Annotated in this window: 11 protein-coding genes and 1 tRNA gene; 4 read left to right on the top strand and 8 right to left on the bottom strand. The window is 66.1% G+C overall.

The genetic code is table 11. The features are described from left to right. Positions 1-263: 263 nt before the first annotated feature. The 3 genes from L6444_RS10605 to L6444_RS10595 all read right to left on the bottom strand — a co-directional run bounded on the left by L6444_RS10605 (position 264) and on the right by L6444_RS10595 (position 2,147). Positions 264-671: a hypothetical protein gene (locus tag L6444_RS10605; RefSeq protein WP_236982330.1), complete on the bottom strand. Its 408-nt coding sequence runs from the start codon at positions 669-671 to the stop codon at positions 264-266. A 406-nt stretch (positions 672-1,077) separates the two neighbouring features. After that, positions 1,078-1,151, bottom strand: a tRNA-Ile gene (locus L6444_RS10600). 186 nt (positions 1,152-1,337) lie between these two features. Continuing rightward, the gene (locus L6444_RS10595) at positions 1,338-2,147 is read right to left on the bottom strand and encodes an alpha/beta fold hydrolase (RefSeq protein ID WP_236982329.1); all 810 of its coding nucleotides are present in this window, start codon (positions 2,145-2,147) and stop codon (positions 1,338-1,340) included. 413 nt (positions 2,148-2,560) lie between these two features. Here L6444_RS10595 and L6444_RS10590 point away from each other — a divergent pair, with 413 nt between their 5' ends. Then, positions 2,561-3,853, top strand: a complete 1,293-nt coding sequence (locus L6444_RS10590; RefSeq protein ID WP_236982327.1) for a fatty acid desaturase family protein — start codon at positions 2,561-2,563, stop codon at positions 3,851-3,853. On the opposite strand, the gene L6444_RS10585 is transcribed toward L6444_RS10590, so the two are convergent. The 5 genes from L6444_RS10585 to L6444_RS10565 are packed head-to-tail and all read right to left on the bottom strand — an operon-like array spanning position 3,796 to position 8,896. Next, positions 3,796-4,302: a nitroreductase family deazaflavin-dependent oxidoreductase gene (locus L6444_RS10585; RefSeq protein WP_236982325.1), complete on the bottom strand. Its 507-nt coding sequence runs from the start codon at positions 4,300-4,302 to the stop codon at positions 3,796-3,798. The genes L6444_RS10590 and L6444_RS10585 overlap by 58 nt on opposite strands. Before the next feature lie 26 nt (positions 4,303-4,328). Continuing rightward, on the bottom strand, positions 4,329-5,111 hold the full coding sequence (locus L6444_RS10580; protein WP_236982323.1) for a hypothetical protein: 783 nt from the start codon (positions 5,109-5,111) through the stop codon (positions 4,329-4,331). 11 nt (positions 5,112-5,122) lie between these two features. Continuing rightward, positions 5,123-5,968, bottom strand: coding sequence for a carboxymuconolactone decarboxylase family protein (locus L6444_RS10575; RefSeq protein ID WP_236982321.1), 846 nt, complete (start codon positions 5,966-5,968; stop codon positions 5,123-5,125). A 40-nt stretch (positions 5,969-6,008) separates the two neighbouring features. Further along, complete coding sequence (locus L6444_RS10570; protein ID WP_236982319.1) at positions 6,009-7,382, bottom strand: metallopeptidase TldD-related protein; 1,374 nt, start codon at positions 7,380-7,382, stop codon at positions 6,009-6,011. Further along, a complete protein-coding gene (locus L6444_RS10565) occupies positions 7,379-8,896 on the bottom strand; it encodes a TldD/PmbA family protein (protein ID WP_236982309.1) in 1,518 nt (505 codons plus the stop codon). Before L6444_RS10565 ends, L6444_RS10570 begins: the two co-directional genes overlap by 4 nt. A 33-nt stretch (positions 8,897-8,929) precedes the next feature. Between L6444_RS10565 and L6444_RS10560 the strand changes: the two genes are divergently transcribed. Genes L6444_RS10560 through L6444_RS10550 form a run of 3 tightly spaced genes read left to right on the top strand, consistent with a single transcriptional unit; the run spans position 8,930 to position 11,938 of the window. After that, entirely contained in the window at positions 8,930-9,802 is an 873-nt protein-coding gene (locus L6444_RS10560) for a carbohydrate ABC transporter permease (protein WP_236982307.1), read from the top strand. Beyond that, positions 9,789-10,625, top strand: coding sequence for a carbohydrate ABC transporter permease (locus L6444_RS10555; RefSeq protein WP_236982305.1), 837 nt, complete (start codon positions 9,789-9,791; stop codon positions 10,623-10,625). The genes L6444_RS10560 and L6444_RS10555 overlap by 14 nt, the downstream gene beginning before the upstream one ends. After that, complete coding sequence (locus L6444_RS10550; protein ID WP_236982303.1) at positions 10,622-11,938, top strand: ABC transporter substrate-binding protein; 1,317 nt, start codon at positions 10,622-10,624, stop codon at positions 11,936-11,938. Before L6444_RS10555 ends, L6444_RS10550 begins: the two co-directional genes overlap by 4 nt. Positions 11,939-12,174 lie beyond the last annotated feature (236 nt).

The raw sequence follows: 12,174 nt of genomic DNA, 5'->3' as shown, positions 1-12,174 counted from the left end.
CGAATCCTCACAGGGTCAGGAGTCAACCAAACCGGGGGCAATCCCTTTTTCGACCTACCTAGCCGCTGTATTGCGAACTAACACCAGCGATTACGAAAGCTATTCGAAAGCACCGAAACCCGTTGCCATTGAGAATGATTGGCACGCTGAACTAGAGCGGCATTGGCCGATGATTAGTGTAATCGCGAAAAGGCTCTACACCGAATACAGGGACCGAAAACTCAGGCAGGCAAACAAACAACGCTGGCGCGCACGTCGGCGCACTACGGCGAAGCTGCATCGTCAGGGTCTGTGACCTCGATATCGTCGGCACTGCTGCCTTTAATTCGCTTGAGCGGCTTATCATCTGGCCCATAAATGGTTACGTCTTTTGTCACAGGTTGGTCGGATATCTCTGCGCTGGCACGCTTAAATGGATTCTTGATCCAATTCATTACGGCTGTGACGGTGGTACTGGTAACGGTGCTGATAGTGGCATCGGCAGCTTTAAGGGCTATGTAGATGCCGATGACTTCAACGACGCCAGGTCCCTTGCCGCCAGATGGGCGGTACGCAATCTCGCCGTCAACGCCGTTTCGGCGGAGTTCATCAATCATCACTTCTAGTGACTCCAGGTGGTTCGCGAGCACGCCATTGAAACGCACAGTGGCGAACGCCGGGTATGTGGACATAGCGACATACGTTAGATGGTCTTTCGGGTGAGAGATGCAATCTCGCGTTTTGAATCGAGGTGCGTCCCGGTCTGCGAGCGCAAATCGGCCACCAGTAGCCGATTGTCTGGCGCTGGCCGGTGTGGCAACTCCTGGCAGGCGCGTTCGTGACTGTGCGTGGCGCTCAGGGGGTCAATACATCCATTGCCAGTGCTCAGCGCGGGGTCAGCGAGACCGGCACATATCGAACGGGTGTTCGGGTAGTGGGGGTCATCGCGGGTGCCGTGGGGCGGGTTTGCTGGGACGACTTTGTACCGCTGATTGTGCCACTTGATTGCGTAAGAATTGCGTAAATCTGAGCCATTTTGGCCGTTTGAATTCGACGCTGCGAACCTTCAAAATTCGATCTAGCTGCAGAAAAACTTAGTGGGGCGGGTGGGGCTCGAACCCACGACCAACGGATTATGAGTCCGCGGCTCTAACCGACTGAGCTACCGCCCCCGGTGCTGACTACTATCTGCGCGACCTTGAGATTAGCGCCCGCGCCGATCGCCAAAGACGCCGTGGTATGCCGTTTGGGTCGTACGGCGCCAGAGGGCAGACGACCACCCAGCCCACTCAGTGCAGCTCCGGCCGTGGCGATCGGACCACCAGCTATCCATGCGTCTCGCTGTGCAGATTGGACAGCTAAGTTTCCAGCCCCCACTGGCTCAGGATCTGCAGCAGCGCGTGTGACGTCGCGTCGGGTGCATCCCAAGTGACGATGTGGCCGGCGTCGCGAATGACGTGCTCGGTGATGCCCTCGGCTCGCGCCCAACGGGGCATGGCGGTCGCGATATTGCCGGTGCGGTCCTGCGCACCCCGCACCAACCCGAGCGGCACCGTGGGGTGGTAGCCCGGTTCCGGGGCGACGAACGAGACGGTAGCCCGCCAGACATCCAAGAAAGTCCGCTTCGGCATTCGCGCGAAGACCGCCGCTGCCCGTGCGATCGCGTGCGGAGTGACGGCAGACGCGCGGGCCATCTGGCTGGGCAGTACGCGCGCGGGAATCAGGGCCAGCGCCGGTGCGGCGAGACGCAGCGCAAGTCGCTCTCGCCCGGTCAAAGAACCGGCGTTCCACGTCGAATCCACGACGATATGGCCGCTGACTCGGTCGGCGTGGGCGCGCACGAAGGCTTGGGTGAGATTTCCCCCAAGTGAGTGCCCCACCAGCACCGGCCCGTCGACCTGGCACTCGTCCATCAGCGCCGCGAGGTCGTCGAGAGCGTCGGAGGCGGTGAACCGCGTGCCCGGCGCCAGCGTGGATTGCCCATGTCCGCGCATATCCCACACGATCGTCCGGTAGCCGTGTTGGGTGAGCGCAGCGGCCTGGGCGTCGAACATGGTGTGGTCGAGGCCCGCCCCGTGTGTGAGTAGGACCGCGCGGGCGCCCGACCCGGTATTGGCGAAAGCGATGTCGGCGCCCGGACGCACCAGCCGCCGCGCCACTGTCACCATTTTCCGACCACAGGCAAGAAGATAGGCAATTGGCGACGTGGTCGACTCCACACTCCCCGGTTCCCGCACGCCCGACGAGCACCACGCGCGTGTCGTCACCGACCTCACGGCGGCACCCCGTAACGTTCGCAACGACTGGAAATGGGGGCGTCGGGTAGGTTGGTGGTCGATCAGGACACAAAGCTGACGCTTAGCTGGGATCAAGCCGCACCTCATCGCGCGGTGTTGTTCTGGATACATCAGCAAACAGTGGTGAATGCGCAGACCCAGATTGCGCAGCGGAACCGTTCCACAACGTGCGTCCGCGACGAGTGAGAAATCGCAAGCGTCGACGATCGAGTACAGCTGCTCGATCGCGCCGACCGGGCACCGCCCTGGGCGTCGGACGCTGAGAGACAACGGGGGAGCAACCTATGGCGATCACCGACGTATCGGCCTTCGCCCATCTGACCGAAGCCGACATCGAAAACCTGGGCTTCGAGCTCGACGCCATCCGCCGAGACATCGAGGACTCCCTCGGCGAACGCGATGCCCGCTACATCCGCCGCACCATCGCCGCGCAGCGTGCCCTTGAGGTGACCGGCCGGGCCCTGCTGGCCGCCAGCTCCAAGCGCTCGGCATGGTGGGCGGGAACGCTGACCCTGGCCGTGGCCAAGATCGTCGAGAACATGGAGATCGGCCACAACGTCATGCACGGGCAGTGGAACTGGATGAACGACCCCGAGATCCACTCCAGCACCTGGGAGTGGGACATGAATGCGGTCTCGAAACACTGGGTCGCCGCCCACAACGTGCAGCACCACAAGTACACCAACATCCTCGACATGGACGACGACGTCGGCTACTTCATCCTGCGCGTCACCCGCGACCAGCCGTGGCAGCCCTACAACATCGGCAATATCCTCTACAACGCCATCCTCTCGCTGGGGTTCGAGTGGGGAATCGGTTTGCAGACAATCGATCTCGAGAAACTCCTGAAGGCCGGCCCGGAGCGCGACACCACCTGGGTGCAGACCCGCGAGTTCTCGACGAAGATCGGCCGCCAACTCGCCAAGGACTACGTGGCGTTCCCCGCGCTGACCTCGTTGTCGCCGGCGGCCACCTTCAAGTCGACCCTGAAGGCCAACGCGGTGGCCAACGTGCTGCGCAACATCTGGGCCAACGCGGTGATCTTCTGTGGCCATTTCCCCGATGGCGCAGAGAAATTCACCAAGACGGACATGATCGGCGAAACGAAGGGCGAGTGGTATCTGCGACAGATGCTGGGCAGCGCCAACTTCGAGGGCGGGCCAACGCTGCGCTTCATGAGCGGCAACCTGTGCCATCAGATCGAGCACCATCTGTTCCCGGATCTGCCCAGCAACCGGCTGCACGAGGTCTCGCTGCGGGTGCGCGCGCTGTGCGACAAGTACGACTTGCCTTACACCACAGGCCCTTTCCTGGTGCAGTACGGCAAGACGTGGCGGACCATTGCCAAACTGTCGCTGCCGAACCGGTATTTGCGCGACACCGCCGACAACGCCCCGGAGACCCGCAGCGAGCGAATGTTCGCCGAACTGGAACCGGGCTTCGTCGGCAACGTCCACGCCGGCCGACGCCGCGGACTCAAGACGGCGCTAGCCTCGGTTCGCCCCTGGCGGCAAAAGTCTCAGAGCGGCCGTAACCGGAAGACCCGGATCTCGCGCGGCGCACAGTTGACCCGGTAGTTCTCGTACCCGGGGTAATAGTCCACAGCTGCCGCCCACGCCTTGGCACGCTCGTCACCGGTGAGCAGCTCGGCCCGATACGGCAGCGTCTGCCCCTTGAACTGCACGCTGCAGTCCGGATTTTTGAGCAGGTTGGCGCTCCACCCCGGGTGCTCGGGCCGCCCGTAGTTCGACCCGATCGCCAGCAGGCCGTCCGCGTCGTGAATCAGCACCAGCGGATGGGATCGCGGCTGACCGGACTTGGCGCCGGTCGTGTTGAGCAGGCCGACCATGTCCAGCCCCGCGGTGCTGAACCGGCCGTTGGTCCGCGGCAGCAGAAACCGGTCGACGCTGGGCGCCACGTGGACGGCGAGCTGGTAGCCGAACCGGCTCATCGCGATCCGCTCACCCACTGCCTCGGCGAACCCCAACCGTCGTCCACGCACCGCGCTGTACCGTCGAAATGCCACGGACAAGAAGGTACCCGCACAGCGCGCTAGTACACGTAGACGACTGCGCCGTTGCCGCCGTTACACACCACCAGCGCACCGTTGGCCGCGCAGGTCATCGCGTAGTGCTGGCCGGTCACCGGACTGACCGCATCGACTTGCCGCGGTGTGACGCTGGCCGGGCCACCGGCTCCGTAGGCCAGCCGGACCTGTTCGGCGAACGGGCAGGTGGTGTCGGCCGAGCCCACCGCCGAGGAGGCGAACCCGCCCGCCGGACCGGAGGTGGCAGGGCAGGCCTGGGCACCGGGCGGCAGCGTCACCGGCGCCTTGGACGTGGTCGTCGTAGTCGTGTTCGTGGTCGAAGACGTGTCCGTCGCCGACATCGGCGACCAGGTCGGGCAGCCCTGCGTCCGGAACGCCAGATCCGACGGAGCGATTTTCACCACCTGCGGCCAGTCACCGGCCCCGTTGGCGATGACGTCCTCGAAGTTGCCCGACAAGCCGCGCAGCCGCTCCCAATAGCAGGAATGCCCGCCCAGCGACCGATAAGTACCGGGCTGGATCTCGCTTCCTACTTTGAAGGTGCCGTCCCCGGGAAAGGTGTGCGGGGTTGCGGCGGCAGAGGTGGTCGACGCCGGAGTGGACGACGAGGTGGTGCTCGACCCGGGGGGCGGAATCGACACCGTCGTCCCCGGGTAGATGGGCGCCAGCCGCGAGGTCGCGGTGTCGTGCGGCGTCACCATCGGCCGCGCCGTCTTTCCGCCGCCCGAGCAGCCGCTCACCGCGCACGCGAGCACCACGACCGCGACCACGCTCCCGGCGAATCTCATGGCGGCCGCCGTCAGCTGAAGACCGTCTGGCCGTCGACGTCGATCAGATATCGCTCGGTCCCCGCTTCCACTCGCGGCGCATCGGCTCCCAACGACACCGCGATCTTGTTGCTGGCGTTGCGCATGATGTCGAGGGTGAGCTCGACGGCTTCCTCCGGCGAGAACCCGGAGCGCACCTCGACGGCATCGTCGACGGCGAGGTGCGCAGGGGTCCAAATTAACGCATCGGCATACCGCAGCGCTGCCTTAGCGCGCCCATCCAGCAAGATCGACGTCTCAAATTGCGAAATCTCGTCGTACAACGACTCCGAACCGCCGGCGTCCAGTGCGTGTCCTTCGCGCAGCGACTTGCACAGCCGGCAGTTGTGCGCCGCCGCCCCGCGCAGCCGGACCAGCTCCGAGGTCACCGGATCCAGCGCACGCATCCGGGCGACTCCGGGCAGGAAACGTTTGAACAATTCACCGGCAGGATTGGTGCCACGGACCCACTCGATGGGCCCGTCCACCCAGCCCAGATACTCCGAGCCGACGCCCAACGCCTCCAGACCCGCGCGCACCCGCGGCACGAAGTCGGCAATGAACATCGCGACGACGACACGAAAAGCGTTGTCCCCCAGCTGCTCGAGCAATCGAGTTCGTTGTTCGACGGTGATCGTCGAGACATCCGCGCTGAACTGCTCGGCGAATTCGGCCACCGCCACTTCGGCTTCGGACTGCGGCTCCCCGACCCGGTCTTCGACGGGCAACGGCGGTAGCGACACCGTCTGCGCACACACGCGGCGCACCAAACCGGTGAGCCGCCCGTCGGAGAAAGCAACCAACCGCGTCAGTGCATCGCTGCGAACGGGAGCCGACATCCGTATCACGTTAGGGCCGTCCCGAATAACCGGCAATCGTCTACTGCGCCTGACTCACCGACGACATGTGGAAATCGGGGATCCGCAGCGACGGCATCGCCGCGCGGGTGGCCCAGTCGCCCCACTCCCGGGGCAGCGTCTTCTCGCTGGCACCGGCTTCGGTGGCGCGCCGCAGCAGATCCAGCGGGCTCTCGTTGAACCGGAAGTTGTTGACCGCCCCGGTCACCTCGCCGTCCTCGACCAGGTACACCCCGTCGCGCGTCAGACCGGTCAGCAGCAACGTCGTCGGGTCGACCTCGCGGATGTACCACAGGGTGGTCAGCAGCAGACCCCGCTCGGTGGCCGCGATCATGTCCGCCAGGTCGGCCGATCCGCCGGTCATGACCAGGTTGTCGCAGGCGACGGCGACCGGGGCGTCGAACCTGGCGGCGCTGGCACGCGAATAGGCCAGCTGATTGATCACGCCCTCGCGGATCCAGTCGACATGACCGATCTCCATGCCGTTGTCGAACACCGACGTGGTCTCGCTGGAACTGCTCACCGCGACGAACGGCGCACACGCCAGGCCCGGCGCCATCGGGTCGGAGAACAGGGTCAGCGGCAGATTAGTGAGCCGCTCCCCCACCCGGGTGCCGCCGCCGGGTGCCGAAAGCGCCGTGCGGCCCTCTTGGGCGCCTCGCCCGCCCATCGTCCAGGCCAGGTAGATCATCATGTCCGCCACTGTCGAGGGCGGCATGATCGTCTCGTACCGCCCGGCGGGCAATTCGACGGAACGCGCGGCCCAACCAAGCCGCGTCGACAAGTCCGACAGCAGCGAATCAATAGGCACGTCAACGAAATCGGCGCTGCCGATGCCGGCCCAGGCGCTGGCGTCACCGCGTTTGGCGTTGACCTCGATCGCCCCGGTGGGCTGGGTGTAGCGCCGCCGCAACCCCGTGGACGACGCCAACAAAGTCGTCGAAACACTGTGGTGCGCATAGCCGTACAACCGGTCCGCGGCCCGGAACCCCTTACTCAGCGGACCGGTGATACCGCTGAACACTGCGACCCCCGTCCCGGGCACCGGGGCGTCCCAGTCCGCGGGCTCGCCGGAGTCGGCGAGCAGCGGCGCGGCATCGCCGGCCTCCGGCGCCGACCGGGCCGCATCCTGCGACGAAACCACCAGCCCGGGCAGCACCCTCGGGTCCACCTCACCGGAGACCACCGAGCCCACCTGCACGCTGTCACCTTGGCGCACAACCGAAATCACCGTCACCGTACGGGTGACCGTGACACCGTTGGTGGTCATCGAATTGTTCGCCCAGCGCAGCGTGGCCTCGGACTTGTCGGTCACCAGAACCATGGTTTCGTCGGCGCGGCCGTTCTTGGCCGCCTCGTCCAGGACGATGTTGACGACGTGCTGAGGTGTGATCATCGGCCGCCCTCGGTCCGGGTGTTGAGCACGTTGATGCCGCGGAACAGCGCCGACGGACAGCCATGGCTGACCGCGGCGATCTGGCCGGGCTGGGCTTTACCGCAGTTGAGTGCCCCGCCAAGCCGCCACGTCGAGGGTCCGCCCACGGCCTCCATCGCATTCCAGAAATCGGTGGTGGTCGCCTGGTAGGCGACGTCGCGCAGCTGGCCGTAGATGCGGCCGTCCCGGATCCGGTAGAACCGCTGCCCGGTGAACTGAAAGTTGTACCGCTGCATGTCGATCGACCAGGACTTGTCCCCGACGATGTAGATGCCGTCGTCAACCCTTTCGATCAGATCCGCGGTACTGCGGTCCTCGGGCCCGGGTTGCAGTGACACGTTGGCCATCCGCTGGATCGGGACGTGATGCGCGGAGTCGGCGTAGGAGCAGCCATTGGACCGCGGCTCCCCCAGCCGCGGCGCGAACACCCGGTCCAGCTGGTAGCCGACGAACACCCCGTCGCGCACCAGATCCCAGCTCTGGGCGGCCACCCCTTCGTCGTCGTAACCGATTGTCGCCAAACCGTATTGGACGGTCCGGTCGGCGGTGACGTTCATCACCGGTGAGCCGTACTGCATCGAACCGAGTTTGTCGGGGGTAGCGAAAGACGTGCCGGCATAGGCCGCCTCGTAGCCGATGGCCCGGTCGTATTCGGTTGCATGGCCGATGGACTCGTGGATGGTCAGCCACAGGTTCGACGGGTCGATGACCAGATCGGTGGGCCCGGGCACCACCGACGGCGCCCGTACCTTCTCATACAGCAGATCCGGCAGCTCGGCCAGCTCCGCCGACCAGTTCCACACCTCGTCGCCGGCCACGGCTTCCCACCCCCGCGCCGTCGGCGGTGCCAGGGTGCGCATCGAGTCGAAGCTGCCCGCCTTGGCGTCGATGCTCACGGCCTCCAGCGACGGCTGTAGCCGCACCCGCTGCTGGGTGATCGACGAACCGAACGTGTCGGCGTAGAAGGTCTGCTCCTTGACCACGGTCAGGCTGGCCGAGACATGGTCGATGCCTTCGGCGTCCAGCAGCCGCCCGGAATAGTCCTGCAGCACCTGAATTTTCTCTGCCGCCGGAACCCCGAACGGGTCTATCTCGTAGTCCGAAACCCACGAGGCGTCGGGATAGACCGGCTCGGGCGCCAAGCGCACCCGCTCGGTGTTCAACGCCGCCAGCAGCGTCGCCACCTGCACCGCGTGCCGTGCGGTGCGCGCCGCCACATCCTGCGCCAGCTCCGAATGGGAGGCGAATCCCCAGGTACCCGCCACGATCACCCGCACCGCCAAACCGACCTCGCGGCTGAGCACGGCCGTCTCCAGCTCGCCGTCCCGTAACTGGATGTGCTCGGTGCTGAGGCGGTGAATCCGCAGGTCTGCATAACTGGCCCCGGCCGCTCTGGCCGCCGCCAACGCGGCGTCCGCCAACTGGTGGCGCGGCAGGTCCAGGAAGTCGGCGTCGATCTCCCGGTTCGCTGTCACGGCTACACCGTAACGAGAGGCTTTAATACATTCATGTCCGACGCGCCACGCCGCACCACCGCGCTGGCGTATGCCCTGCTGGCGCCCAGCCTGTTCGGGGTGACCGCCTTCCTGTTGCTGCCGATTCTGGTGGTGGTGTGGCTGAGCCTGTACCGGTGGGACCTGCTGGGGCCGCTGCACTACGTGGGCCTGGCGAACTGGGACTCGGTGCTGCACGACGGCGGTTTCGTCGACTCGCTGGTGGTGACGGCGGTCTTCGTGGCGATCGTTGTTCCGGCGCAGACGGTGCTGGGTCTGGTGGCCGCGATGATGCTGGCCCGGCAGATGCCGGGGACCGGGCTGTTCCGCACCCTCTACGTGCTGCCGTGGATCTGCGCCCCGTTGGCGATCGCGGTGCTGTGGCGCTGGATCCTGGCCCCCACCGACGGGGCGGTCAGCACCTTGCTGGGCCGCCGCATCGAATGGCTGACCGACCCCGACCTGGCGCTGCCGGTCGTATCCGCGGTCGTCATCTGGACCAACGTCGGCTACGTCTCGTTGTCGTTCCTGGCCGGGTTGCTGGCCATCCCCGAAGACGTCCACCACGCCGCCCGCACCGACGGCGCCAACGCCTGGCAGCGGTTCTGGCGGATCACCCTGCCGATGCTGCGGCCCACCACCTTCTTCGTGATGGTCACCGGGATCGTCAGCACGGCGCAGGTTTTCGACACCGTCTACGCGTTGACCGGTGGCGGCCCGGGCGGCAGCACCGATCTGGTGGCCCACCGCATCTACGCCGAGGCGTTCGGCGCCGCGGCGATCGGGCGGGCGGCGGTGATGGCGGTGGTGCTGTTCGTCATTCTGGTCGGCGTCACCTTCGTGCAGCATCTGTACTTCCGGCGGCGGATCACCTATGACCTTGTCTAAACAGCGATCTCGCCGGGCGACCAACGCCGTCATCTACACCGGCTTGGTCTTCGGCGCGCTGATCACCCTGGCGCCGTTCGTGCTTGGCCTGCTGACGTCGTTCACTTCCTCGCACCAGTTCGAGACCGGGTCGCCGCTGCAGTGGCCACGTCCGCCCACGCTGGCCAACTACACCGACCTGGCCGGTACCGGGTTCGGCCGGGCGGCCGCGGTGACCGCGTTGACGACTGCGGTGATCCTGCTGGGCCAGCTGACCTTTTCGATCCTGGCCGGTTACGCGTTCGCGCGGCTGCAGTTTCCCGGCCGCGACGCGCTGTTCTGGGTCTATATCGCCACACTGATGGTGCCGGGCACGGTGACCGTGGTGCCGCTGTATCTAATGATGGCGCAGGTGGGGTTGCGTAATACGTTCTGGGCGTTGGTGCTTCCGTTCATGTTCGGCTCGCCCTATGCGATCTTTCTGCTGCGCGAGCATTTTCGGCTGGTTCCCGACGACCTGATCAACGCCGCGCGCCTGGACGGCGCCAACACCCTGGATGTGCTGGTGCACGTGATCCTGCCGTCCAGCAAGCCGGTGCTGGCGGCGTTGACCATGATCACCGTCGTCTCGCAGTGGAACAACTTCATGTGGCCGTTGGTGATCACCAGCGGCCGCAAGTGGCGGGTGCTGACGGTCGCCACCGCAGATCTGCAGTCCCGGTTCAATTCGCAGTGGACGCTGGTGATGGCGGCGACGACGGTCGCGATCGTCCCGTTGATCGCGTTGTTCGTGGTTTTCCAGCGGCACATCGTCTCCTCGATCCTGGTTTCGGGGCTCAAGTGAGCCGGCCGCGTTTCTCGACGCTGTGCGCCACGGCGCTGGTGCTGGTCGCCGCGCTGTTGTTGACGACGGCAGTCCTGATGGGCCGATCCAGCGACCACGGCAAGATCGTGGTGACGGTGCGACTGTGGGCCGAGCCGATTGCGTCGGCGTATAAGCAGTCGTTCGAGGCATTTACCCGCAGCCACCCCGGCATCGAGGTGCACACCAACATGGTGGCGTTCTCGAACTACTTCAACACCCTGCGCACCGACGTGGCCGGCGGCAGCGCCGACGACATCTTCTGGCTGTCCAACGCCTACCTGGACGCCTACGCCGACAGCGGCCGGCTGATGAAGATCGAAAAGGGCAGTGCGGATTGGGAACCCGCGGTGGTCGACCAATTCACCCGCAACGGGTCGCTGTGGGGGGTCCCGCAGCTGACCGATGCGGGGATCGCGCTGTTCTACAACGCCGACCTGCTGGCCGCCGCCGGGGTCGATCCCGCCGAGCTGGACACCTTGCGCTGGAGTCCGGCCAGCGACGACACCCTGCGACCGCTGTTGGCCCGCGTCACCGTCGACGCCGCTGGACATCGGGCCGACACAACGGACTTCGACTTCGAGCGGGTTCGGCAGTGGGGCTACAACGCCGCCAACGACCCGCAGGGCATCTACCTCAACTACATCGGATCGGCCGGCGGGGTGTTCCAGCGCGGCGACGCCTTCGCGTTCGACAATCCCGAAGCGCGGCAAGCCTTTCGCTACCTCGTCGACCTGATCAACCGCGACCATGTCGCTCCCCCGGCGTCGGACACCAACGACAACGGCGACTTCTCCCGTAACCAGTTCCTGGCCGGCCGGATGGCGCTCTTCCAGTCCGGGACCTACAGCCTGGCCGCGATCACCCGCGACGCCGCCTTCCGCTGGGGCATCGCGATGATGCCGGCCGGGCCGAAGGGCCGCGTGAGTGTCACCAATGGAATTGCCGCGGCTGGTAATTCGGCGACCAGGCACCCGGAGGCCGTCCGTCAGGTGCTGGCCTGGATGGGCAGCGGCCAGGGCAACGCCTATCTGGGTCGCGAAGGTGTGGCCATTCCCGCGGTACTCTCGGCGCAGCCCGGGTATTTCGCGTACTGGAAGGCCAAGGGTGTGGACGTGACGCCGTTCTTCGCGGTGCTCGACGGCCCTCGCATACCGGCGCCGGGCGGCGCCGGATTCGCCGCGGGTAACGAGGCGCTGCAGCCGTACTTCGACCAGATGTTTCTGGGCCGAGGCGATGTCGCAGCCACGCTGCGGCAGGCTCAGGACGCGGCGAACGCCGCCGCCCGGCGCTGAGCACGCGCCGCCGGCCCCAAACCCCCAAACCCCAGGCCCCCGCCGCCGCGTGGCCCCGCCGCCGCGGGGCTCCCGCTCGTCACGCTGGCGTGACGCTCGGCGCCGACAGCCACGCTGGCGTGACGCTCGGCGCGAAGAGAGGGGCGAAAGCGGTATGCGGCCGGCCGCCGGGGCCCCCGCTCGTCACGCTGGCGTGACGCTCGGCGCCGACAGCCACGCTGGCGTGACGCTCGGCG

It is taken from the genome of Mycobacterium kiyosense (assembly GCA_021654635.1).
Lineage (GTDB): Bacteria > Actinomycetota > Actinomycetes > Mycobacteriales > Mycobacteriaceae > Mycobacterium > Mycobacterium kiyosense.
This window is presented reverse-complemented; position numbering and strand designations above follow the sequence as displayed.